A 23,010-nucleotide genomic window follows, 5' to 3' on the forward strand; every position below is an offset into this window, starting at 1 on the left:
CTACGGAGAAGGACCATGACCCAGGGAACGAACCGCATCCTCGACGATTTCGCCAAGCTGATGACCGACGCCGCCAGCGTCGCGCAAGGGGCAAGGCGTGAAGTCGAAACCGCTTTCCGGGCACAGGCCGAGCGTTTCCTCGCCGACATGGACCTTGTGAAACGCGAAGAGCACGATGTCGTGAAGGATATTGCCGTGCGCGCGCTCGATCGGATCGAGGCGCTGGAAGCGCGGGTAAATGAACTCGAAGCGAAGCTCGCCGAGAAGAAAAGCGCAGGATCAAGAAAAAAAGACGAAAACCTCGGCGGTTAGTCGCGGTTAATCGACGTTCCTTTTTCAAGTGCCCGCGATTGTGCGGCGGAGAAAATATTTCCGCTGCTCGGCACTTTCAGTTGCTTTTTCCAAAACATGCCATAAAACCATCCACAATTTTCACGGTCGTCTTGAAAATGTGATCCTACGTTACGGCCGCTTATGGCTGTATATTGAATCCACACAAGGATTCGCGTTCGATCGATGTTCGGGCAGTCAAAAGCTTCCTCATCGCGATGCGCCTGACTTGCTGCAGGTGCCGTATCACGTGGACCGAACCAGGGTTGCGAGGCCGGTCGATGAAAGATCCCGCGCTCCCAAGACGAGAGGAACGATCATGAGCCTCATCGACGCCGATTACGAGCAACCCGGCAACCCTGTCGATACGATCGAGCATATCGCGGCGATCAACGACTGGTCGTTCGAGCGCTCGGGCGAGGACGAGATCACCATCTCCGTCGCGGGCCACTGGTGCGACTACCATATCTCCTTTTCCTGGATGGAAGAGCTGGAAGCCCTGCATCTTGCCTGCGCCTTCGATCTCAAGGTTCCCGATCCGCGCAAGACGGAGATCACGCGGCTTTTGGCTCTTGTCAACGAGCAGCTCTGGATGGGGCATTTCGACTTGTGGAGTCGCGAAGGGGTGGTGATCTTCCGCCAGTCGCTGCTGCTTGCCGGGGGCGCCGAGGCGACGTCAGGGCAGATCGAAGGACTTCTGAGCAACGCCCTGGATGCTTGCGAGCGCTACTATCAGGCTTTCCAGTTCGTCGTCTGGGCCGGCAAGACCGCCGTTGAAGCGGTCGATACCGTATTGTTCGAGACTGCAGGCGAGGCATGACCCAGACTGCGGAGCGTCCGCTGGCGTTGATCGGTGCCGGCAAGATGGGCGGCGCCATGCTGGAAGGCTGGGTGAAACGCGGAGCCGATCCCAGGTCGATCGTTGTGGTCGACCCGAAGCCCGCCCCCGAGATGTCGGATCTGCTGGCGCGGCACGGCATCGGTCACGAAACAGCGCTGTCGGCTTCGTGCAAGCCGGGTATCCTGCTTCTTGCAATCAAGCCTCAGCTGATGGAAAGGGTGCTGCCGACACTGACGCCTTCCGTCCTCCCCGATACGCTTGTGCTGTCGATTGCCGCGGGCACAACCGTGGCAACGCTCGGAAGCGCTTTCGGCGACGTGCCGATCGTCCGTGTCATGCCGAATACGCCGGCGCAGGTCGGACGCGGTATGAGTGTCGCCTATGCCAATGACAAGGTTGTGGACGAACAGCGCAGGGAAGTCGACTTGCTGTTGTCGGCGATCGGCATGGTCGCGTGGGCGGATGCCGAGGACCAGATGGACGCGGTCACCGCTGTAAGCGGTTCCGGTCCCGCCTATGTCTTCCATCTGGTCGAGGCGCTGGCCGCGGCTGGCGTCAAGGCGGGTCTGCCGGCTGAACTCGCCCGCGTGATTGCGCGCCAGACAGTGGTGGGCGCCGGTGAACTCCTGCACCAGTCGGAACTCGATGCCGGCACCTTGCGTGAAAACGTCACTTCACCGAACGGTACGACGGCGGCTGCTCTCTCCGTTCTGATGGCGCCCGACGGCTTGGGTGCCCTGATGGAGAAGGCGGTTGCCGCCGCCACGCGGCGTTCGCGCGAACTCGCTGGCTGAGCGGTCTGTATCGAAAAGTCTTTTTGCCGCAGTCCCGCATCTCGAAATATCGCGATTTCGCCTTATCTTCCAATAAGACAAGCGAAGAATGCGGGAGTTTGCCATGGTCGCTCAAAAGACGAGGCAGAAGATCGTCCAGGCCTTTGCCACCATACTTGGCGAGGAAGGCTGGGAGGCGGCCAGTCCGGCGCGGGCGGCCACTGATGCGGGCGTTTCCCTTTCCGCCATGCGTGCTGAATTTCCCACGCGTATTTCCTTGCTTGCGGCACTTCTCAGCAATGTCGATCAGCAGGTGCTCGACGCCGTCGATGCCTCGATGGCCGAGGAACCGGCAAAGGACCGGCTGTTCGACGTCATTCTCAGCCGGCTCGATCATATGGCTCCCTACAAGGCTTCAGTTCGGGCGCTGAAGGCGGCTGTGCGTCGCGATCCGATGTTGGCGCTTGAGATCAATCCGGTTGCCGCTACCTCGATGCGCTGGATGCTCACGGCAGCCGGTATCGAGCCGAGAGGTCTGCGCGGCCGGATGATGGTGCAGGGGCTGGTCGTCGCCTTCGCGCGCATCCTGGACACCTGGCTGGAGGACGACGATCCCGGGCTCGCCCGCACCATGGCGGCGGTTGATCGGGAACTGACGCGCGGCGCCGACTGGCTGGGCCGCATGGGCCGGCTTGAGAAACTTGTCCGCCCGCTCGCCGAGAAGTTTACCGGTCGGCGCGGTCGTCGCCGGGCGCCGGACGCACCTGGCGACGAGGGAGAGATCGCGGGGGCCGGGATTTGAAGCAGCGAGGTTGAATCCGGCCGGGTCTTCGGCTTTCTTGGAGCTCCCTTATTGCGCAGTGGAGTTCCTTGATGCCGTCCGACACGATTTCCTTCGATGATTTCCTGAAAGTGGATATCCGGGTTGGCCGGATTGTCGAGGCGGCTCCCTTTCCCGAGGCGCGCAAGCCGGCGATCAAGCTGATGATCGATTTCGGTCCCGAGATCGGCCTCAAGAAATCTTCAGCACAGATCACCAGGCACTATTCGCCGGAGGAATTGATCGGCCGTCTGGTGCTCGCCGTCGTCAATTTCCCGCCGCGCCAGATCGGTCCGGTTATGTCGGAGGTGCTCACCCTCGGCGCGCCGGATAAGGACGGCGAAGTGGTGCTGCTCACGCCTGACAAGGACGTGCCGATCGGCGGGCGGATGTATTAGGCGCCGATTGGCTTCCTGCCGATCTTTCCGAACGTTTCGCGGATCGCTCTGACGGGCGCTTCGTATTCGCTGGCGGTTCTGCAATGCAGGAGCATGTCGTTCGAGGGCAGGGGCGGCAGGCCGTGGTCTGGACCGAGTATCCGGCATCCCGAAGGCAGGTTGCGCGCATCGAGGCAGGCTACGCCGAGGCCGGCGGTCGCGGCTGCCTGGACGGCGGCAACGCCCGTACCGGTGAAGGCATCTATCCAGGAAATACCGGCTGCTTCCAACGCCTTGATCGCCTGCTTTCGCACGCTGCAATGGGCGGAATAGGACAGGAAGGGCAAGGGTTGGTCGGGATCGAGGATGAAGTCTTTCGCCGCCAACCAGATGAGCTGGTCCCGGAAGAGCACGAAGCCGCTGGATTGTGGAGAATCGCGTCGGGAAATCGCCGCATCGACCTCGCCGTTCCGGAAAGCCTGGGACGCCTGATCCGAACTGCATACGGTGACCGAGTAGCGGATTTCGGGGCAGGACCGTTGCAATCCGGCGATGAGCGCGGGAAGGAGCGCCCCTGCCGCGTGGTCGCTGACGGCAAGCGAAAATTGCTGACGGGCATCGGGTGACGAGGCGCGCCGTGCGGCTCGATCGTGCACATCGAGGACCAGTCTCGCATCTTCCAGGAAACTTGCGCCAAAGGACGTCAGCCTGACGGAGCGTGGATCGCGGTCCATCAATCTCTGGCCGAGCCGGTCTTCGAGCTTGCGGATCCGCATGCTGATTGCCGATTGGCTCGCGCCAATCGTTTGCCCTGCCGCAGTGAAGCCGGTGGCGTCGGCAGTCGCCACGAAGGTGCGGAGCAGGTCGATGTCCAGGGTTGGCGTGTGCACCATCACGATTCCTGATTTTTGAAATCAGTTAAATTCGTTTTGTAGATGATAAAGGCACTCCTACGATCAGTCCACCGATGCGGAAGGAAATCTTCCGAACAGATCAAGGAGACAGAAGATGCCATTGACCAGGATTTCCATGCGTCGCGGAAAATCGGCGGAATTCAAGAAGGCGGTGATGGACAATCTCTATCACGCAATGCGCGAGACATTCGTGGTGCCTGCGGACGACCAGTTCATGGTGATCCACGAGCACGACAGCGAGAACATGGCGATCGGCTGGAACTATATGGATATCGAGCGATCGGAGGACCTACTTCTCATTCAGCTCACCGTCAACAATACGCGCGATGCGGCCACCAAACAGGCGCTTTACAAGCGGATTGTCGAAAGGCTGGCCGAAAATCCGGGGGTTCGGCCGGAGGATGTCTTCCTCAATCTCGTGGAGGTTGTGAAGGAGAACTGGTCCTTCGGATATGGCGACGCGCAATACGCCTGAATCCTTGCGTATTGAAAAATGCCGCTGGCGAGGCCGGCGGCATTTATCCTTCGCCGCTGCCGCGGATTTATCGTTTAGGCGCGACGAGGCAGAAATAGCCTCCCTGCGGATCGAAGCCCTGCACGATCCAGCTGCCGCCCGGCACTTCCATCGGGCCATTGATGATCTGGCCCCCACCGGCGTTCACGCGTTCGATTGCCGCGTCGATGGCTTCGACGTTGAAATAGTAGCCCCAATTCGGAACAGGCACCTGCTCCGGCTTGGTCATGATGCCGCCGGCGGGTACGCCGTCGATTGCGAAGATCTGGTAGATGCCCATCGGGCCCATATCCATGGCGTCCGCCTTGGTCCATCCGAAGATGTCGGAATAGAAGGCGAAGGCCTGTTCGCCGTCGCCAGCCATCAATTCGTGCCAACCGGGGGTGCCCGGCGTGCCCGGAGCAGGGCGGTCCGCCGGCGGCTCGCCCCTTCCCTTGAACAGGCAAAAGATCGCGCCATGTGGGTCGGCAACGACGGCAAACCGCCCTACGCCCGGAATGTCATCGGGCTGGCGGTGCACCTTGCCGCCCTTAGTGGCGATTTCGGAGGCGCAGCCATCCACGTCATCGACGAGGATATAGCCGAGCCAGGCAGGAGGAGCGCCCGAAGCACGCACTTCCTCAGGCTGCGCCATGAGACCCGCAATCTGCGCATCGCCGGCCGAAAGCAGCGTGTAATTCATGCCTGGCATGCCGGCGTCCTTGGCGCTCCAGCCAATGACGGAGGTGTAGAAGCGTTCGGCCGCCGCCGTATCGGTGGTCATCAGCTCGTACCAGACGAAACTGCCGTGAGTCATTGCCATTATTCTGCCTCCCGGTATGGGGGCCGCCTTGTTGCAGCTCCCCATCGTGAAATATTTGATTACGCTGGAGTATTTAGCCTTGTTGGCAACCTGTCCCTCCTGCGCGATATTCTGGTTATTCTTCAATTCGGGGCGATAAATGCGCCCGTGAGATGTCGGCAGGTGCCGACGCGCAAAAAAAATGCCATCAGCGCCAAACGCTCCTGGCTGTAACCTTGACAATTACGTTGATATCAACATTATTTGGGCATGTCAAAGGCGAAACCCGTCCCGTTTCAGACGACACTGGAAGTGCGGGATACGTGTCTCTGCCTCGCCGTGCAGCGCGCCGCGAGAGCGCTTGCCCGTCGTTTTGACGAAGCGCTGAAGCCATTCGGCCTCACCAATGGCCAATACTCGTTGCTGATGTCCCTGAACCGGCCCGAACCGCCCGCAATGGGTTCGGTCGCCGAACTGCTGGCCATGGATCGCACCACGTTGACTGCGGCCTTAAAACCGTTGCAGCGACGGGGCCTTGTCATCGTCTTCGGCGACGAGAAGGACAGGCGCATCCGCCGTATGAAATTGACGGCGGAAGGGGAGGAGGTGCTTGCCGCCGCCGTTCCGGCCTGGCGACGCAGCCATGCCGAGATCGAAGCGCGGTTGCCGAATGGCAATGGCGACAGTTTACGGCGGGATCTGAAGGCCATTTCCTGACGTTTGTCGATCAGGAAGGCAGTCGCACCTTCGCTCGCAGGCCGCCGAGGGGACTGTCGTCGAGGAGAATATCTCCGCCATGCGCCCGCGCGATGTCGCGAGCGATTGCCAGTCCCAGCCCGCTGCCGCCGGCTTCCCGCGAGCGTGCCGCGTCGAGCCTGTAGAAGGGGCGGAAGACATTCTCCCGTTCTTCGGGTGGAATGCCCGGCCCGTCATCTTCCACCGTGATCGTCAGCCAGCGCTCCGCGTTGCGCCCTTCGATGCGGACGGTCCCGGCATAGCGGGCGGCATTGGTCACGAGGTTGGTCAGGCAGCGCTTGAAGGCAATTGGCTTCACGACCACCGTCGTTTCGCCGATGAGCGCGGAAGAGACTTCGGCGCCGGCGATCTCGGCTTCCGCTTCCAGATCCTCGAACATCAGGCTGAGGTCGGCGGGTCTGGCCTGTTCGTCGCCGTCGCCTCGCGCAAAAGCCAGATAGTCCTCCAGCATGTGGTTCATGTCGTCGACGTCGCTCTTGAGCGCCGCCGTTTCCTCGCTGTCGCCGAAAAGCGCCAGTTGCAGGCGGAAACGGGTGAGGATAGTGCGCAAGTCGTGGCTGACGCCTGCCAGCATCGTCGTGCGTTGCTCGATCTGGCGCTCGATGCGCCGGCGCATCTCGATGAAGGCCTGAGCCGCGCGGCGCACCTCCAGCGCTCCCCTCGGGCGGAAGTCGTCGATCGGCCGCCCCTTGCCGAAGCTTTCCGCCGCATTGGCGAGTTGTTCGATCGGCTTAATTTGGTTGCGCAGGAAGATCAGCGCGATCACCAGCAGCACCAGTGAGGTTGTCACCATCCAGACGATGAAGATGTGGGAGTTTGAAGCGTAGGTCTGGCTGCGGCGGGCGATGACCCGCAACACGTGCTCCTTGAGCTGAATTCGGATCTCCACGTAGCTCGAACGGCCCACCGTATCGATCCAGAAAGGCCGGCTGATCTGTGTGCGGATCTCGTTGGAGAGCACCTGGTCGACAAAGTCGAAGAAAGGTTTGGGCCGTGGCGGCGGTAGCGGCTCCAGTGGCAAGACCGCGATGGAAAGGCCGAGATCGTTGGCAGCGATATCGGTAATCGATCGGAAATCCGCGTCCTGCGGATAGGTCTCTATGACCGAAATGATTGTCGCGACTTCGCGGATCACAGCCTGGGCGAGCCGCCGGGTGACCAGGTCGTAGTGCTTTTCCATGAACAGAAAGGCAAGGACGCCCTGAAGGATCACCATCGGGATGACGATGATGAGAAGCGCGCGGGTAAACAGCCCCTTCGGCATGAAGCGGCGCAGATGGCCGGCGACATAGCGGTATGGAGTTGCCGCCGCATCCCAGGCCTGCGTCAAGGCCCGAGAATGCCAAAGCCGCTCTCCCAGTTGTCGAAGAGGACGAGGAATGGACGGGAAGGGCGTCCGGATCAGTCGCATATCAGTCGGTAGCCGATGCCGCGCACGGTCTGCAGGTAGATCGGATTGCTCGGGTCGGCCTCGATCTTGCGGCGCAAACGGTTGATCTGGACGTCGACCGTGCGCTCGGCCAGCCCGCTGTCGTCACCGACGATCTCGTTGCGGGCAATCGTGTCGCCGGGCTTTTCGGCAAAAAGCGTCAGAATCTGCTTTTCCCGGTCCGTGAGCCGAATGGTGTCGCTGCCGCGCTTCAGGTCACCGCGTGCGCTGTCGAAGACGAATGGGCCGAAACGGATTTCCGGCGGCGGACCGGCCTTGGTCTGGGCCCGGCGGCGCAGGATTGCGGCGATACGCAGCAGCAATTCTCGCGGTTCGAAGGGCTTGGGCAAATAATCATCGGCGCCCGCCTCAAGTCCGGCAATACGATCGTCGGTTTCCGAACGTGCCGTTAGCATGATGACCGGTACATCGGAACCTGAGCGAATGTTACGTGCAAGCTCCAGCCCGCTTTCGCCCGGCATCATGATGTCGAGGATCAGCATGTCGAAGGAAAGCCCCTCCATCCGCCGGCGCGCTTCCGCAGCGTCGGCCGCCGTCGTCACCCGGTAGCCCTGTTCGGCGAGGAAACGGCTGAGCAGGTCGCGGATGCGCTTGTCGTCGTCCACGAGCAGGAGATGGGAGGCGTTGTCGTCCGGCTGCGCCATGGCTCGGTGCCCTTCTTGAAGTCGTATTCACGCCGGGCGGAGCTCAGCGTCGCTCGCCTGCGATCAGCCGTAGCACGTCCTTGCGCTGGTCTACATCGATCATTTCATAAAGAAACTGCCTGGCGACGGCAGCACTTTCCTCCGGCAGCGCGGCAAGAGCGCGTGCGATACGCCGGCTCTGCAGGTCGGTGAGACGCCGGGCCAGTTCCATCCCCTTCGGCGTGGCGAAGAGCAGACGTTCCCTGCGATCCACCGGTCCCGGTTCCTGCATGACAAAGCCTTCATCCACCAGTTGCTTGAGCACGCGGCCAAGGCTCTGCTTGGTAATCTTGAGGATCGCCAGGAGGTCGGTCACCCGCATTCCGGGATTCCGGTTCACGAAATGGAGAACACGGTGATGCGCGCGGCCGAAACCGTATTCCGACAACACCGTATCGGGATCGGATGTGAAGTCGCGATAGGCGAAAAACAACAATTCGATCAGGTCGTAAGGTGGCGCAGGCGGTTCGCCGCCTCCGGCATCGGACGCTCCGGCGTCGGGCCGCAGACTGCTCATCGGAGCCGGTTTGAAATTTACGTCAGCCATATTGACATATTTCTGATCGATTGTTACTGATACAGTGCCTTTGGAGAAAGGATTGAACGCTTTGCCTGGGATTTAGGCAACATGACGTTTCTCCCGTTTTCCAGCGGCCGCCGCGATTTGCGGGTGCGATAAGATATCGACAGTTTCGCCATGTTGCAAAAATGCCGGAACGTGAAGACCGCGCTATCTGCGGTTGGAATTCTGCCTCCGGAAGATATGGCGTTTTGGCGCAAAGGGATGGTGCAGGCCTCCCTGCATGTGGAGTTGAAACATTATGGCTGCGGTGCCTTTTGATCAGCGCGACGGCGAAATCTGGTTCGACGGCGTATTCATTCCCTGGAAGGACGCGAAGGTTCATGTGCTTACTCATGGCCTGCACTATGCCAGCAGTGTCTTCGAGGGCGAAAGGGCGTATGGCGGCGAGGTGTTCAAGCTGGAAGAACATACCGAGCGTCTGCATATGTCCGCCGACGTGCTTGGGTTCGAAATTCCCTACAGCGCCGAGGTGATCAACGCCGCGACGAAGGAACTGCTTCGCCGCCATAATCTCGTCGATGCCTATATCCGGCCCGTCGCTTGGCGCGGCAGCGAGATGATGGGCGTGTCCGCCCAGCACAACACCATTCACCTGGCCATCGCCGCCTGGGAATGGCCGAGCTATTTCAAGCCTGAAGAGCGGTTGAAGGGCATCCGCCTCGACATGGCCGATTACCGCCGGCCGGATCCGCGTACCGCTCCCTACAAATCCAAGGCAGCGGGTCTCTATATGATCTGCACGCTGTCCAAGCATGCCGCGGAGCGCAAGGGCTATGCGGATGCCCTGATGCTCGACTGGCGGGGCCAGGTGGCGGAAGCGACAGGCGCCAACGTCTTCTTCGTCAAGGACGGCAAGCTTCATACGCCGACGCCTGACTGTTTCCTGGACGGCATCACACGCCGCACCGTGATCGGCCTTGCCCGGGCGCGCGGCCTGGAGGTGATCGAGCGGGCGATCATGCCGGAGGAGCTTTCGGGCTTCGAGCAGTGTTTCCTCACCGGTACGGCCGCCGAAGTTACGCCAGTGTCGGAGATCGGACCGCACAATTTCCAGGTTGGCGAGATTTCGCGCGTCCTGATGGAAGACTATACGGCGGCAGTGCAGCCGAAGGCCGCGCCCAGGGTGGCGGCTGCCGGTTGAGCCTGGAGTGCTGCAACTGACTGACGAACGCCCGCACTGGTAATCCCATGCGGGAGTTTGTCGTTTATCGGGACCGGGTGTTATTGCCCCGGTGTTTCGGCATTTTTTGAAAGCCCGCCGTCGGCCGGGCAAGCGGGCCGGGCGGGACTGGGCTGGAACGTCCTTTCGATCGGATGAAACAATCGCCCGCGTTCGGTCAGAAGCACGACTAGGACTGCGGCGAGGCCGAAGGTGCTGTAGCCGAGCGCAATCGGCACGATCGTGCCGTCGAACTGCTGTCCTACGAAGAAGCCCATGATTGCGCCACCGAGCGTCGTGCCGAAGCCGAGCACTGACGACGCGGTTCCCGCAATATGGCCGACCGGTTCCATCGCGAGTGCGTTGAAATTCGGCCCTATGAATCCGAACAGGAACATCGTCACGCAAAGGATCGCAAGAAACGCTGGGAGGCTGTCGAGGCCGCTCACCGCGAGTAACACTTGCAGAATGCCCATCAGCGTGAAGGCAATCAGCGCGCCATGCGAAAGCCTGCGCATACCGATTTGTCCGACAAGCCGGGAGTTCAGGAAGGAGGCGGCCGACATGCATAGTGCAACGCCGGCGAATACCAGCGGAAACAGGGCGCCAAGGTTGAACACATCGACAAAGATCTGCTGTGCGGAGGCGATGAAACCGAATAGGGCACCAAAAACCAGTGCCGTCGCAGCCATGTATCCGACGGTGACCCGCGTCGTGATGGCCTGCCGGTAGGAGCCAAGGATCGCGGAGGGTTGAAGCGGCGTGCGCCGGCCTAGAGGAAGCGTCTCGGGCAGGCGAATGTAGCACCAGAGGAAACAGGCAAGGCCGCCCAGCAGCAGCATGCCGAAGATCGCCCGCCATGGGGCCACGAAGAGCAAGACCTGTCCCAGCGACGGCGCAACGATGGGGATGGCCATGAAGACCATCATGGCGAGCGACATCACGCGCCCCATCTGGCGGCCCGAATAGCAGTCGCGCACGATCGACAGCGCTACGACGCGGGGAGCCGCGCAGCCGATGCCCTGCAGCAGCCTTGCCAGGAGCAGGTGGTCGAAACTGTCGGCGACGAGCGACAGGACGCTTGCGGCGGAATAGAGCGCCAGTCCGCCGAGCAGCAACGGCCGCCGTCCGAAGCGGTCGGAAAAGGGGCCGTAGACGAGTTGCGCTCCTCCGAAGCCAACCAGATAGGCGATCAGCACCTTCTGGCGGTCGTTCTCGAGCGCGACGTCGAAGGCCTCGCCGATGTTGGGAAGCGCCGGCAGCATGACGTCTATCGCCAGCGCGTTGAGCGCCATCAGCGCGGCGATCATCGCCACGAATTCCGCAAAGGACATGCCGGGGTGCGGCGAGACCCTGACGGTATCACCCGAAGTTGAATTCGACATGAAACACCTTGAAAAGCCGGCAATCAGCCTGATCGCGGCGGCTTCGAATGCAGGGAAGGGGCAAAACGTTTGGTTGGCAGAATTGGCCAGCAAGCACGCAACGTCAAGTCCTGGGCTGACCTCGCTAGGGCGAATGTATTTCTAGTTCTTCACCCAGCGTGCGGCGTCACTGTCATCGGCGGCTTTTGCTTCGACCCAGCCGGACTCCGCGCCTTCCGCCAGATGTTCCTTCTTCCAGAAGGGGGCGCGGGTCTTCAGGAAATCCATCAGGAAATCGGCTGCCTCGAAGGCGGCGCGCCGGTGACGGGATGCCGCAACCACCAGCACGATATTGGCGCCGGGGGCGATCCTGCCGAAGCGGTGGATGACGGTCAGGCCGGTCAGCGGCCAGCGGGCGGCGGCTTCCTCCGCGATGCGGCCGATCTCAGCCTCCGCCATGCCCGGATAGTGCTCAAGCTCAAGCGCGGAAAGCCGGCCATCCTCGTCGCGGCAAAGTCCGGTGAAGGTCACGATCGCGCCAACGTCCCTTCGCCCTTCCGACAGCGTTGCGATTTCCCGCGTGATGTCGAAATCGTCCGCCTGAACGCGAACGCTGACCGCGGCATCGTAGTCGGGCTTTGGAGCGGTCTTGTCCATTGCGTTTCCAGCGAGCTTCAGCCGCCGGTCATCGGCGGGAAAAATGCCACTTCGGAGGCGCCGCCGAGCGGGGCTTCATGTTCGACGTGGAACTGATCGAGCGCGACGCGGATGACTTCCGGCTCCGCGAATGCGGCGGCGTAGCCTTCGTCGCGGGCGGCAAGCCACGCCATCAGCTCCGAGACGCTGGCGACGCCCGCGGGAAGCTCGATCTCTTCTTCCTCGAGGCCGACCCTTTCTCGAACCCAGGCGAAATAGCGGATCTTCATCAACATTCCTCAGTCGGTCATCAGGTGGCCGATACCGGCGCGGAAATAATCGTAGCCGGTATATAGTGTCAGCACTGCCGCGATCCACAAAGCCATGAGCCCGACGAGGGTTGCTCCCGGTATCAGCGCCTCGCCGGCCGGGCCGGCAAGCAGCAGGGCCAGCGCCACGAGCTGTACCGCCGTCTTCCATTTGGCGAGCCGGGTCACGGGTACGCTGACCCTGAGTTCAGCCAGAAACTCCCTTAGGCCGGAGACCAGAATCTCGCGGCACAGGATGATGATCGCGGCCATCATCGACCAGCCGCCGATCGTTCCATCTCCTGCCATCAGCAGGAGGCACACCGCAACGAGCAGCTTGTCGGCGATCGGGTCGAGCATCTGCCCCAGCCGCGACTGCTGCTGCCAGGCACGCGCGAGATAGCCGTCGAGAAAGTCGGTCACCGCTGCCAGGATGAAGATCGCCAGTGCAGTCCAACGCGCTCCAAAGCCCGGAAAATAGAAACAGACAGCCACGGCCGGCACCGCCAGGATCCTTCCGTAAGTGAGAAGGTTCGGCAGGCTCCAGGCAAGGGATTTCGACATAGGGCCTATCGCTTGCTGGGACACGACGCGGTAGCTGCTCCAACGGGAAGAGGCGGCAAGATGTAGAGAATCCTCCTCCCCCTTTCGGACTTGAAGCATGGGCGGGCCGCGTCGTCAATGCAAGCGCGGCCTTTGGTCGAGAACCGCAATTGGGCATAACAAGCTCGCGATGAGCGCGTATTGTTCCACCGGTCCCGAAAAACCTGCGGCAACTGAACCTTCCGGCCTGAAACCGGCGCCCGCAGACTGGTAAACCAACGTTTCCGGCTCGATTCCGGAAAAATGACAGGATGTCCGAATGAGCGACTACACGAATGCACTTGGCCAGCCGATAGGCTTTCCTGTGCCGGACTGGGAGCCTTGCCCCCTGCCGCCCCGAACTACGATGACGGGCAGGTTCTGCAGCGTCGTTCCCCTCTCTCCCGATCACGCCGAAGATCTGTTTTCTGCCTACCAGGCGGACGAGAGCGGTCGGATCTGGACATATCTCAGCTACGGACCGTTCGCCTCCCTGCATGAGTTTCGCAATTGGATGACGGCGACCTGCTTCGGCGACGATCCGCTCTTCCATGCCATCGTTTCCGCCGAAACCGGCAAGCCCGTCGGCGTCGCAAGCTATCTGCGGATCGACGACAGGCAGGGTGTGATCGAAGTCGGGCACATCAATTTCTCGCCGCTTCTGCAAAGAACGGCCGTGGCGAGCGAAGCCATGTTCCTGATGATGCGCCGCGTATTCGACGAACTCGGCTATCGCCGATACGAGTGGAAATGCGATGCCCTGAACGCTCCGTCGCAGCAGGCCGCCCGGCGCCTGGGTTTCAGCTACGAAGGGACTTTCCGGCAGGCGATGATCTACAAGGGACGCAATCGCGACAGCGCCTGGTTTTCCATCATCGACAAGGAATGGCCGGCGCTGAAGCAGGCGTTTCTTGCCTGGCTGGCGCCGGAAAATTTCGACAAGCAGGGGCGTCAGAAGCGCTCGCTTGCGGATTTGCGCCTCACGGCCTGAACAGGCGATCCCCTTGTTCGTCGATGAGCTGGCGGCCTTTTCGAAGGGTTATCTCGACGGCTTCTTCGGAACTGCCGCATTTGTCGGCTCGAATGAAGGTCTCTTCGAAGACCTCGCCGTCTATTTCCTTCGTGATCACGCCGACGACCTGCCACTGGCCGTCCGCCTGACGTGGGGTCGGGCGGATCGTGAAGCCCTTGTGGTCCACGCTCGGAACGTCCGGCCCTTTCGACGGCTCGCCGCCTGAGCCAAAAAGGCGGGAAAGCCAATTTCCCAATGCCATGGTTTTCCTTCGCTCCCGGTTATTCAGGGTGCGAATTTAGGGGATGGTGCGGGCGATTGAAAGTGTGAGGTCGGCAGGAGTGACCGTCTCCGGGACAGCCAGTCCTGCGTTACATGCCCGACCTAGCGTTTTGGGCCGTAGGGGCCAAGCGCCTCGATCAGCTCATCGACCACACCGTCATAGCGCCGCCAGCGATCGACCGAGGACTTGTACATCGGCTTGCGGACCTGGCTGATACTGAAGGTCGTTACCTGCCTGTCTCCCTTGTAGAACTCGAGACAGGCGTCTTCCCACTCAAGTCCGGCATGGGCGATCAGTCCGCGGCTCTCTTCTTCCTGATTGGCGACAAGAGCTTCGTAGGACTGTTGGCGGATATTGACGGGCAGCACGTCGACCCAGTGATCCATCAGTTCCCGGTACATGCAATAATATTCACCAAGGTTCTTCTGGGTGCTGGCGTAGTTGTGGCCATCGCGCAGCGGTGTCGTATAGATCGAAATGCAGTTGTCGATCGGATTCCGGTTCAAATGGATGAAGGTCGCATTTGGGAAAAGCAGCGCCATCAGCCAGAGGTTTTCGAAGTTGTGCGGCATCTTGTCGACGACGCGGCGGGCCTTGCCGCCTATGGCGTCGATCATGGAAAGATAGCCACGTCCGATCCGCCGGAAATCCTTCTCGTCCATCTTGGAAATATTGAAGAAGATCTCGGGCTTGATATGCCGGCCGTTATAGAGCTTCTTCTGCTCCAGCGAGAAATAGCTGAGCTCCCCGGCGCCGACTGTTTGCGAGTGGCGGCCGATGATCTGCTCGGTCAGCGTCGTGCCCGATCGCGGCATGCCGAAAACGAAGACGGGCTTCGCGCTTTCGAAGCCGAGATCCTTGCGTTCCTCGAAGAAGGACTTGGAAAAGTAGGTCTTGAAGGAGTCGATCTGCCAGCGGCGCAGCTTGCCGCTATAGGGTGAATAGAGGAACTCCTTGCCCTTCTCGAAATGCCTGAAGGCATCCTTCATCTCGCCAAGGTCGTCATAAACCTTGGCCGCCGCATAATGCAGGTTCGCAAGCTGGTTCCGCTTCAGGTCCGGGTTTTCCTCCAGCAGTTTCTCGATCTTGTCGAGGACGTCGGGCCGCTCCTTGTGCTTCTGGCCGTTGGCCGCCTCGCAAAGCAGCGAAGGCAGATCCACGTCGGCCGCCTCCTCCCGCGCCTGCGCAAGGAGTTCGTTGCTGCGTTCGGTGTTGCCGAGGGATTTTTCGAGCGTCGAATAGGCAATCAGCGCGCCAACATGACCGGGCTTGATCTTCAGCGCGGCTTCATAGGCCTGCTTCGCCAGAACCGGGCGTTGAAGCTTGGCATAGGCATCGCCAAGGACGATGCGCGCAGCCGCGTTCTGCGGATCGAACTTCACGGCCTTGCGCGCGGCTTCCAACGCTGCCTCGTAGTCCATGGCGCGATTGAGAACGCGTCCAAGCTCCTCGAAGACGATGGACTTCTTGGTCGCTATGGATGCCGATTTTTCGAGATAGTCCAGTGCAAGGCCGAGATCGTCGTACTCGCTGTAGATCAGTCCGAGCGAAAAATTAATCCTGGCGTCCTGCGGCGCGCGATGATGCAGATCCAGCAGGATCGGCTCCGCCTCCTTGAATTTCCTGTTCTCGATGAGCGTAAGAGCGCGATCAAAGGCAACGGCAGTATTCAAGAGTGGCCTCTCCCCGCATTGATATCCGGTCCGGGGGCTGGATATGCCCGGCAATTGCAGCAATTTGATGCCATGCAATAGGGGCATCGTAGCGGCAATGCAAGCTGTCGAAGCAAGCCTGGACCCCTTTCCACCAAAGCGGGACCGCTTCGGTGACAAGAAATCCCTCAACGATCATTATCTTAAGCATATCCTTGTCGCCAGATCCTGTTTAAGTTCGGCGGGATCTGCTCAAGGCAAGGTTCGATGTTTTTGGGCCGGGGATATTCACGACTTGCAGCTATTCGTGAAAGTGATCGTAGATCAGCCGGGCTACTGCTTCGGAAATACCGGGTACCGCGCTCAGATCTTCAATACCTGCCTTGGAGACCGCCTTTGCCGTCCCGAAATGGCGGAGCAACGCGCGCTTGCGGGTCGGGCCGATACCGGCAATCTCGTCTAGCGGGCTCCTGGCGATTTCCTTTCTTCGTTTCGCCCGGTGCGTGCCGATGGCAAAGCGATGGGCTTCATCACGCAGCCTCTGCACGAAGTAGAGGACGGGGTCGCGTTCAGGCAGCATGAAGGATGGCCGGCCTGCCATGAAGAATTTTTCACGACCGGCGTCGCGGTCCGGACCCTTGGCGATTCCGACCAGCGGCACATCCTGAATGCCGAGTGCCTCCAGCGTGTCGCGGGCCGCGTTCAACTGGCCGATGCCGCCGTCGATGAAAACGACGTCCGGCCATGCGGGGATCGTCGAGGCATCGCTTTCAGGCTCGTTGTGATCCGCACCGGGGTCCATTGCCTGCCCGGAAGCTATCCGTCGCTCTTCGGCATGTTCCTTCAGGAGCCTGGAAAAGCGGCGTGTCAGGACTTCCCGCATCATTCCGTAATCGTCACCCGGTGTGAGTTCCGCCGACTTGATGTTGAACTTGCGATAATGCGCTTTCGCAAAACCTTCGGGACCGGCCACGATCATGCAGCCGACCGCATTCGTGCCCATGATATGGGAGTTGTCGTAGACCTCGATCCGGCGCGGCGGGTGGGCCAGTCCGAAGACCTCGCTGACGCCCTTCAGCAGGCGGGACTGGCTCGATGTTTCGGCGAGGCGGCGGCCCAGTGCCTCGCGGGCGTTCTTTCGCGCATGTTCGACCAGGTCGCGCTTTTCTCCGCGCTGGGGAACCGCGACCTCCACCTTGTGTTCGCTGCGCTCGCTCAGCGCGCGCGACAGGAGGTCCCTTTCCTCGATTTCATGCGACAGCAGAATCAGGCGAGGGCAGGGCTTGTCGTCGTAAAATTGAGCGAGGAAGCTTTCCAGAACCTCGTTCTCGCTTACCGATTTGTCGGCTTTCGGAAAATGGGCGTGATTGCCCCAGTTCTGCCCCGTCCGGAAGAAGAAGACCTGGATGCAGGTCTGCCCGCCTTCCTGATGAACGGCAAAGACGTCGGCCTCCTCCACCGACTGCGGATTGATGCCCTGGTGTGACTGGACGTGCGAAAGGGCCGCGAGCCGGTCCCGGTAGACCGCGGCCTGTTCGAAATCTAGCCTTTCGGCGGCTTCTTCCATCTGTGCGGCGAGTTCGGTCTTCACCATGTGGCTCTTGCCGGACAGGAAGGCCCTGGCTTCGGCGGCGAGGCCCGCATAGTCCTCCAGCGCAATCTCGCCGGTGCAGGGGGCGGCGCAACGCTTGATCTGGTGGAGCAGGCAAGGCCTGGTTCGGTTGGAATAGAAACTGTCGGTGCAGTTGCGGATCAGGAAGGCCTTCTGCAGGGCGTTGATCGTGCGGTTCACTGCTCCCGCCGACGCGAACGGCCCGAAATAGCTGCCTTTTCTTCGTCTTGCACCGCGATGTTTGACCAGAGCCGGCGCCTCGTGATCTCCCGTGACCAGGATATAGGGGAAGGACTTGTCGTCGCGCAGCAGCACGTTGAATCGTGGTCGCAGACGCTTGATGAGGTTGGCTTCCAGCAGGAGAGCTTCGGTTTCCGTGCCGGTGGTCACGAATTCCATGGAAGCGGTGGCCATGATCATTTGCAGGATGCGGTTCGATTGCCCCTGCAGCCGCGTATAGCTCGTCACCCGCTTCTTCAGCGAACGGGCCTTGCCGACATACAACACGTCGCCCTTCTCATCGAGCATGCGGTAGACGCCGGGGCCGAGGGGCAATCGCTTGACGAAATCGGCAATGACCTCCGCGCCGCGCGCGTTGGTCGCAAGCCCGGTTGCCCCGCCCTCGAAATGAATCTCGGGCGCGAACTCGTTGGCGAGTTCCTCAGCCTGTTCGGGCATTGCAGCCGGATTGTCGGACTTGTTCTGACTCATTCCATCATGCCTACGACCCGCGTATGGAGCATGCAAGTCGCCGTCATCGGGCAATTGATGGCCGATTGCTCCTTGTTCCGATAAGGCCGGTCCCTTTTCGGAATCGCGCCCTAGCCGATCTGCCCCATCATGAAAACAATGGCTATATACAGGCCATAGAGTCCTACGAGTGCAATGCCGGCCATATGTCGGAGCGTCACTTTGAAGGCGGAGAAAGCGATTACCAGCAAGGCGCAGGCAAGCATCACCCACAAGTCGAGCTTCAAGATCTCTGGCGGTATGGCAAGCGGCACGATCACGGACGTGATTCCCATGATTGCCAGAAGGTTGAAAATATTGGAGCCGATCACGTTGCCAAGTGCCACGGCCGAATGATTGCGGATCGCCGCCATCAGCGAGGTGGCAAGTTCGGGCAGGGACGTGCCGAGCGCGACGATCGTGAGGCCGATCACGGCTTCCGTCACGCCCCAGGCGCGGGCAAGCGCCGTCGCGCCTTCAATCGTGAAATGCGCGCCGAGCGGCAGGCCGACGAGGCCGAGCGCGACAAAGACAAAGGCCAGCGCCGCATTTTCAGGAACGCCTTCCACCTCTTCCACGACAGCGCAGGCTTCCTCTTCCTTCTTCTCCGCTGAAAGGCTGGCGGACGCGCTGAGGTCGCGTGCGGCACGTCCTATCCCGTTTTCGCGGCGATGCTTGCGCGTCGCCATCACCGAGTCGCCGATGAAGAGTGCGAGAAGCAAGAGCAGAATGACGCCCGACATCCAGTTGATGGGGCTGAAGAAGCACATCGCGACGAAAACGATGCTGACCGCCATCATGAAAATGGCGTTGCGCAGGGCTCCGTCTTCTTCGCAGGAGGTCGCCGCGACGAGCGCCGGAAGCCCGAGCACCATGAGAACATTCGCGATATTGGAACCGACGACATTGCCGACCGCAATGCCCGGCGCGTTGTCGAGCGCTGCGCCGATAGAGATCACAAGTTCCGGCGCCGACGTGCCGAATGCCACGATTGTCAGCCCGATTACGAGCGAGGGGATCCCAAGCTTCTCGGCTATGCCGACAGAGCCTCGGACGAGGACATCGCCAGCGACAATAAGCACGACGAGGCCTCCAACAAGGCTGACATAGTCAATGAGCATGGATCGAACGGGCCGTTTTGCGAGTATTCTCGAATGTGGAGTACGGTGCGCCGGCAACGCCGATACGTCCTTCCCGAAGCTGGCCGGGAGGGAGCGCGTTTGCCGTGACCGGATGCTGCTCCCTATATATGTATTCGCGGGGGCGGTAAAACCCCGGCCGCGTTCGAGGCGGTCCAAAATTCGGCAATCAGCCTCTGCACTTCGCATTCGCCGCGCCGTGGGGGCGGTGCGGCGCTGCGCGCGTTTGCAATCGGTTTACCATAATTGGCCAGGGCTCGAATTGCCTTGGAAACACCCCATTTCCCCACAGCTGTAGCCACATTCACCTTGCATAACGTTAGCTGTCGGGGTCTGGACCCATGAACGGCTTGCAGGTGCGGCCTTCGCCTGCGCCCGCTGGGCTGTCCATCGGTCCAGACCCCTGACAAGCGGTGGCTGAAGCTGCCGAATGCGTTTGTGCGTATCTTATGGGGAAGCTTGATGAAGCGTATCGTATTTGCCGGTGTATCGATTGCCGCCGTCTTTGCGGCGTCGGCGCCCGTTCTTGCGGCCGATCTGCCGCAGCCTGCCGAACCGCCGGTTTATCAGGAGCCGATTCCGGCTGCCCGTTTCGACTGGACCGGGTTCTATTTCGGCGGACAGCTCGGCTGGCAGTGGTCGAGTTTCGACAATACCGAAGCCGGCGGCGGCTCGTTCGACACCGACGCCAATGGCGTGATGGGCGGCGTGCTCGGCGGCTACAACTATCAGTTCAACGACAATTTCGTCCTTGGTGTCGAGGCGGATTTCTCACTGTCGGATATCGAGGACTCGTCGACGACACCGCTCCTCAACACCTACCGCACCAAGAGCGATTGGAACTCGAACATCCGTGCCCGCGCCGGCTGGGCGTTCGATCGCTTCATGGTCTACGGTGCCGGCGGTCTCGCCATCGCGGATTTCGAGGCAAGCGCCAATGGCGCGTCGGATGACACAACCAAGGTCGGCTGGACGGTCGGCGGCGGTGTGGAAGGCCTTGTGACGCAGAACGTGACCGCGCGTCTTGAATATCTCTATCAGGACTTCGGCGACGAAAGCTTCACGCTCGGCGGCACCAGCTACAACACGGATCTATCGAACAATATCGTCCGCTTCGGCATGAGCTACAAATTCTGAGCGAAGCGATCCCGCGATGCAGACGAGGGGCCGGCGATCCGCCGGCCCCTTTTTTATTTATCCGATCGCTTCACGTCTTCATACGGGTGGCTTCGAACGCCGGGATGGCCGCATCGAACGCAGCCAGCCATTCGACCAGTTTCGGGTAGCTTTGCCTCCACTTGCCCTCGAAGCGCAGGTCCTGGTAGCCGAGTGCACAGGCGACCGCGATCTGCCCGATGTCCGGCGTGGATCCCGGCGTCACAGTGGCGGGTGGATCGCTCTCAAGTGCTGCAAGGGCACGCTCGACTTTTCCTGTCTGATAGGCGACCCAGTCCGCGCTGCGCAGCTCTTCCGGCCTGAACCTGATTTCGTAAACCTGGAGGATGGCGGCATCGGTCATGCCATCGGCCAGTGCCTGCATGGTCAAAGCGGCAAACCGTGCCTCGCCCGCAGGGATGAGCTTTCCGCCAACGGCCTGGTCCAGATATTCGACGATTACCCGGCTGTCATAGAGGACCTTGCCGTCCTCAAGGATAAGAGCGGGGATCTTGCCGAGGGGGTTTTGCTTTCGCAGGCTGTCTTCCGGGTTATTCGTGTCGGCTTGCTCCACGGTGATGCGATCCGAAAGGCCGAGAACGGCCGCTGCGATCTTGACCTTCCGGCCATAGGGAGAAGCAGGCGAGGAACGTAGTGTCAGCATGAATGGCTCCTGATGAAAGGCGGGCTTCGATCCTGTCACGCGCAGTGTGCTGATCCCTCCGTTCTGCGCAAGGCAAAAGGCGTTGATTGCAGGAACTTGCAAATTAGCCTATCAAAGGTTGTTTCGCTCAAGTAATTCTCAGTATAAGTGCGTATAAAATAGATAATTTTATCAATAATCATAGGCATATCTTAACTCGACTCTGTTTTCCTTTCATGTGCGAGGGTGGGGGCAAGACGAAGTTCGTTTTGTACTTCCGTTCCGGCACTGGAGCGCCTACCGACCGGATGGGGTAATTTGGTCGATAAGAAATCACTGAAGGTGAGGCGTTCTTGCCCTCATTTGCTCATGTGCCGATCGGAATGCCTTGCGGGAGTGGGTGCCGTGCGTGGGAAATTCAGCTCGCCCCTGGTGGCGGTTCTGAAATCGCTTGCATTGGTCGGATGCGCCTACATCTATGGCGCGCCGACTTTCGAGTCGTTGCGGCCGGGCTTCATCGACGGTCCGTTCCGTCAGCTCCATGACTCCGTCAACGTGCTGCTGAGGGACACGAAAATCGATCCGGATGCGCCGGTAGATGCCATCACGCAGACCGGAAATGCTTTCAAGCGCCGGATTGCCGGGCCGGTAAACCCGGATTGAGCCTATGCGGACTAACGGGGCGGCGGTACGGTCAGTCCGGCCGACCGGCAGCCATTCCGGTCGACAAACGGACATGATCGGAAGCGGAGGTCGCGGGTCAGGCAAATCCTTACCTCGCTGAGACGTCCGGCTTCGCAGGAAACAGCGATCGCATTATCTCTCAGCCCCGGATTCGCCAGTCGGAACGCTGTCTCCACCGCCGTCGCAGAAGTCCGCTCCGTCTTTGCAACAGACCTGAATGCGGCGGGGATACGAACCGCTTCGAAGGCCCTCCGGGTCAGGGCGAAATAGGCTTGCGGATCGAGCCCGGAGCAGGATCCGTGCTTTATCCATTGATGACTCGCAAGCCCGCGGCTCGGCATGATGTCCAGGATCGTGCCGACCGTCCCGGCATCGAGACGAGACCGCGCTCCCGTATCGCAGAAATCCGGGTAGCCTCTTTCATATTGCGGCCAGAGACCGTGCACGATGAAGCGATACGGTTTCGATGCCCGGCATTGCAGCGGATCGGCTTTGCGGCCCGCCCGTTCGCAATAGGTCGGCGACCAGGATAATGCGAGAACGTAGTAGTCGAAATCCCCTGATCGGTCGGCATATGCAGCTTGCGGCGCCGCAAGCAGCACCAGCAAGGCGGTGACGAGCGCCCGGAACGAATACGGGTGCAAGGCAGTCCTATTGCGGGCGGACCGTACGGCAGTAGCCGTCATAGACATGCCATTTGTCGAGGCCGGAAAGACAAGCCTCCACATTCCAGCGAACGCCGACAAATCCCGCATGTTCGACGACCTTGTAGAACACTCGAGTGGCCGTCCCGTCGCTCAGGGTTGCCTCTCCCTCGCAATAGCGGCGTGCCAGGGGGCTCGGCGTGCCGAGCTCATAGGCCGTCTCGACGACACGATCGAGGCCGACGATAACGCGCCCGCCATAGTAGTCCGGCACCGCGCGGGCTACCGAAGCAGATACCGCGCTTTGAACGGAAGCATCGACGCAGTCGGGAATGCGTGGCTCAGAATTCCAGGAGAAATAAACGCGGTCGGAGGCGGCAGCGGCTGGAGACGCAAGCCCTGCGGCGATGACGGTCGACAGAACGAGGCGTTTCAGCAGGCTCATCGAATGTATCTCCGCGAGTTTCATCAACGTCTGGGCGCATATTGTCCGGATCGTCAATACACGCGGCTTTGCATCGAATTTCAGAACGGGTACCTGCAAATAGCCGGGATTCACTGCGCCCGTTCAAGTTGACGATGCGTC

27 protein-coding genes are annotated in these 23,010 nt (G+C 60.7%); 11 read left to right on the forward strand and 16 right to left on the reverse strand.

Translation table 11 applies throughout. The annotated features are described in order from the left end of the window. Positions 1–15: 15 nt before the first annotated feature. From H2509_RS01320 to H2509_RS01340, 5 genes are all read left to right on the forward strand, one after another. A complete protein-coding gene (locus H2509_RS01320) occupies positions 16–312 on the forward strand; it encodes an accessory factor UbiK family protein (protein ID WP_182161520.1) in 297 nt (98 codons plus the stop codon). A gap of 337 nt (positions 313–649) precedes the next feature. Continuing rightward, positions 650–1,150, forward strand: coding sequence for a type III secretion system chaperone family protein (locus H2509_RS01325; protein WP_182161522.1), 501 nt, complete (start codon positions 650–652; stop codon positions 1,148–1,150). Beyond that, a complete protein-coding gene (gene proC, locus H2509_RS01330; protein ID WP_182161524.1) occupies positions 1,147–1,965 on the forward strand; it encodes a pyrroline-5-carboxylate reductase in 819 nt (272 codons plus the stop codon). Before H2509_RS01325 ends, proC begins: the two co-directional genes overlap by 4 nt. 103 nt (positions 1,966–2,068) lie before the next feature. Continuing rightward, entirely contained in the window at positions 2,069–2,746 is a 678-nt protein-coding gene (locus tag H2509_RS01335) for a TetR/AcrR family transcriptional regulator (RefSeq protein ID WP_182161526.1), read from the forward strand. Positions 2,747–2,817: 71 nt separating this feature from the next. After that, positions 2,818–3,162 carry a tRNA-binding protein gene (locus H2509_RS01340; protein ID WP_182161528.1) on the forward strand — a complete coding sequence of 115 codons (345 nt, stop codon included), beginning with the start codon at positions 2,818–2,820 and terminating at the stop codon, positions 3,160–3,162. Here the strand turns inward: H2509_RS01340 and H2509_RS01345 are convergent. After that, positions 3,159–4,034 (reverse strand): LysR family transcriptional regulator, encoded by an 876-nt coding sequence (locus H2509_RS01345; protein WP_182161530.1) that lies wholly within the window; start codon positions 4,032–4,034, stop codon positions 3,159–3,161. The genes H2509_RS01340 and H2509_RS01345 overlap by 4 nt on opposite strands. A gap of 115 nt (positions 4,035–4,149) precedes the next feature. Here H2509_RS01345 and H2509_RS01350 point away from each other — a divergent pair, with 115 nt between their 5' ends. Beyond that, on the forward strand, positions 4,150–4,530 hold the full coding sequence (locus tag H2509_RS01350) for a tautomerase family protein (protein ID WP_182161532.1): 381 nt from the start codon (positions 4,150–4,152) through the stop codon (positions 4,528–4,530). Between the two features lie 67 nt (positions 4,531–4,597). On the opposite strand, the gene H2509_RS01355 is transcribed toward H2509_RS01350, so the two are convergent. Next, positions 4,598–5,371 carry a VOC family protein gene (locus H2509_RS01355; RefSeq protein WP_182161534.1) on the reverse strand — a complete coding sequence of 258 codons (774 nt, stop codon included), beginning with the start codon at positions 5,369–5,371 and terminating at the stop codon, positions 4,598–4,600. 249 nt (positions 5,372–5,620) lie between these two features. On the opposite strand from H2509_RS01355, the gene H2509_RS01360 reads away from it, so the two are divergent. After that, positions 5,621–6,067 carry a MarR family winged helix-turn-helix transcriptional regulator gene (locus H2509_RS01360; protein ID WP_182161536.1) on the forward strand — a complete coding sequence of 149 codons (447 nt, stop codon included), beginning with the start codon at positions 5,621–5,623 and terminating at the stop codon, positions 6,065–6,067. A gap of 10 nt (positions 6,068–6,077) precedes the next feature. Here H2509_RS01360 and H2509_RS01365 read toward each other — a convergent pair whose 3' ends face one another. The 3 genes from H2509_RS01365 to H2509_RS01375 all read right to left on the reverse strand — a co-directional run bounded on the left by H2509_RS01365 (position 6,078) and on the right by H2509_RS01375 (position 8,786). After that, the gene (locus tag H2509_RS01365) at positions 6,078–7,370 is read right to left on the reverse strand and encodes an ATP-binding protein (RefSeq protein WP_235974589.1); all 1,293 of its coding nucleotides are present in this window, start codon (positions 7,368–7,370) and stop codon (positions 6,078–6,080) included. 137 nt (positions 7,371–7,507) lie between these two features. Then, a complete protein-coding gene (locus H2509_RS01370) occupies positions 7,508–8,200 on the reverse strand; it encodes a response regulator (RefSeq protein WP_182161540.1) in 693 nt (230 codons plus the stop codon). Between the two features lie 43 nt (positions 8,201–8,243). Beyond that, positions 8,244–8,786 carry a MarR family winged helix-turn-helix transcriptional regulator gene (locus H2509_RS01375; RefSeq protein WP_182161542.1) on the reverse strand — a complete coding sequence of 181 codons (543 nt, stop codon included), beginning with the start codon at positions 8,784–8,786 and terminating at the stop codon, positions 8,244–8,246. 274 nt (positions 8,787–9,060) lie between these two features. Between H2509_RS01375 and H2509_RS01380 the strand changes: the two genes are divergently transcribed. After that, on the forward strand, positions 9,061–9,963 hold the full coding sequence (locus H2509_RS01380) for a branched-chain amino acid aminotransferase (protein ID WP_182161544.1): 903 nt from the start codon (positions 9,061–9,063) through the stop codon (positions 9,961–9,963). An 80-nt stretch (positions 9,964–10,043) separates the two neighbouring features. Here H2509_RS01380 and H2509_RS01385 read toward each other — a convergent pair whose 3' ends face one another. The 4 genes from H2509_RS01385 to pgsA all read right to left on the reverse strand — a co-directional run bounded on the left by H2509_RS01385 (position 10,044) and on the right by pgsA (position 12,853). Continuing rightward, complete coding sequence (locus tag H2509_RS01385; protein ID WP_209001729.1) at positions 10,044–11,366, reverse strand: multidrug effflux MFS transporter; 1,323 nt, start codon at positions 11,364–11,366, stop codon at positions 10,044–10,046. A 141-nt stretch (positions 11,367–11,507) separates the two neighbouring features. Then, positions 11,508–12,002: a molybdenum cofactor biosynthesis protein MoaE gene (locus H2509_RS01390; RefSeq protein WP_182161546.1), complete on the reverse strand. Its 495-nt coding sequence runs from the start codon at positions 12,000–12,002 to the stop codon at positions 11,508–11,510. 17 nt (positions 12,003–12,019) lie between these two features. Beyond that, positions 12,020–12,271: a molybdopterin converting factor subunit 1 gene (gene moaD, locus H2509_RS01395; RefSeq protein ID WP_182161549.1), complete on the reverse strand. Its 252-nt coding sequence runs from the start codon at positions 12,269–12,271 to the stop codon at positions 12,020–12,022. Positions 12,272–12,280: 9 nt separating this feature from the next. After that, the gene (pgsA, locus tag H2509_RS01400) at positions 12,281–12,853 is read right to left on the reverse strand and encodes a CDP-diacylglycerol--glycerol-3-phosphate 3-phosphatidyltransferase (RefSeq protein ID WP_182161551.1); all 573 of its coding nucleotides are present in this window, start codon (positions 12,851–12,853) and stop codon (positions 12,281–12,283) included. 298 nt (positions 12,854–13,151) lie between these two features. Here pgsA and H2509_RS01405 point away from each other — a divergent pair, with 298 nt between their 5' ends. Further along, positions 13,152–13,862: a GNAT family N-acetyltransferase gene (locus H2509_RS01405; protein WP_182161553.1), complete on the forward strand. Its 711-nt coding sequence runs from the start codon at positions 13,152–13,154 to the stop codon at positions 13,860–13,862. Here the strand turns inward: H2509_RS01405 and H2509_RS01410 are convergent. From H2509_RS01410 to H2509_RS01425, 4 genes are all read right to left on the reverse strand, one after another. Next, positions 13,852–14,145: an HlyU family transcriptional regulator gene (locus H2509_RS01410; protein ID WP_235974580.1), complete on the reverse strand. Its 294-nt coding sequence runs from the start codon at positions 14,143–14,145 to the stop codon at positions 13,852–13,854. The two genes, H2509_RS01405 and H2509_RS01410, sit on opposite strands and share 11 nt — an antisense overlap. Before the next feature lie 122 nt (positions 14,146–14,267). Further along, complete coding sequence (locus tag H2509_RS01415) at positions 14,268–15,839, reverse strand: tetratricopeptide repeat-containing sulfotransferase family protein (RefSeq protein WP_182161555.1); 1,572 nt, start codon at positions 15,837–15,839, stop codon at positions 14,268–14,270. Between the two features lie 280 nt (positions 15,840–16,119). Next, positions 16,120–18,108, reverse strand: a complete 1,989-nt coding sequence (uvrC, locus tag H2509_RS01420) for an excinuclease ABC subunit UvrC (RefSeq protein ID WP_408022656.1) — start codon at positions 18,106–18,108, stop codon at positions 16,120–16,122. Positions 18,109–18,251: 143 nt separating this feature from the next. Beyond that, the gene (locus tag H2509_RS01425) at positions 18,252–19,280 is read right to left on the reverse strand and encodes a calcium/sodium antiporter (protein ID WP_182161559.1); all 1,029 of its coding nucleotides are present in this window, start codon (positions 19,278–19,280) and stop codon (positions 18,252–18,254) included. A 480-nt stretch (positions 19,281–19,760) separates the two neighbouring features. On the opposite strand from H2509_RS01425, the gene H2509_RS01430 reads away from it, so the two are divergent. After that, positions 19,761–20,435, forward strand: coding sequence for an outer membrane protein (locus H2509_RS01430; protein WP_182161561.1), 675 nt, complete (start codon positions 19,761–19,763; stop codon positions 20,433–20,435). Between the two features lie 70 nt (positions 20,436–20,505). Here H2509_RS01430 and H2509_RS01435 read toward each other — a convergent pair whose 3' ends face one another. Next, the gene (locus H2509_RS01435) at positions 20,506–21,117 is read right to left on the reverse strand and encodes a glutathione S-transferase (RefSeq protein WP_182161563.1); all 612 of its coding nucleotides are present in this window, start codon (positions 21,115–21,117) and stop codon (positions 20,506–20,508) included. Positions 21,118–21,414: 297 nt separating this feature from the next. Between H2509_RS01435 and H2509_RS01440 the strand changes: the two genes are divergently transcribed. Further along, on the forward strand, positions 21,415–21,759 hold the full coding sequence (locus H2509_RS01440) for a hypothetical protein (RefSeq protein ID WP_182161565.1): 345 nt from the start codon (positions 21,415–21,417) through the stop codon (positions 21,757–21,759). An 11-nt stretch (positions 21,760–21,770) separates the two neighbouring features. Here the strand turns inward: H2509_RS01440 and H2509_RS01445 are convergent, their stop codons facing one another. Both H2509_RS01445 and H2509_RS01450 read right to left on the reverse strand, forming a co-directional pair. Further along, entirely contained in the window at positions 21,771–22,424 is a 654-nt protein-coding gene (locus H2509_RS01445) for a ribonuclease T2 (RefSeq protein WP_235974581.1), read from the reverse strand. A 7-nt stretch (positions 22,425–22,431) separates the two neighbouring features. Next, entirely contained in the window at positions 22,432–22,869 is a 438-nt protein-coding gene (locus H2509_RS01450; RefSeq protein ID WP_182161567.1) for a cytoplasmic protein, read from the reverse strand. Positions 22,870–23,010 lie beyond the last annotated feature (141 nt).

It is taken from the genome of Stappia albiluteola, from assembly GCF_014050225.1.
Lineage (GTDB): Bacteria > Pseudomonadota > Alphaproteobacteria > Rhizobiales > Stappiaceae > Hongsoonwoonella > Hongsoonwoonella albiluteola.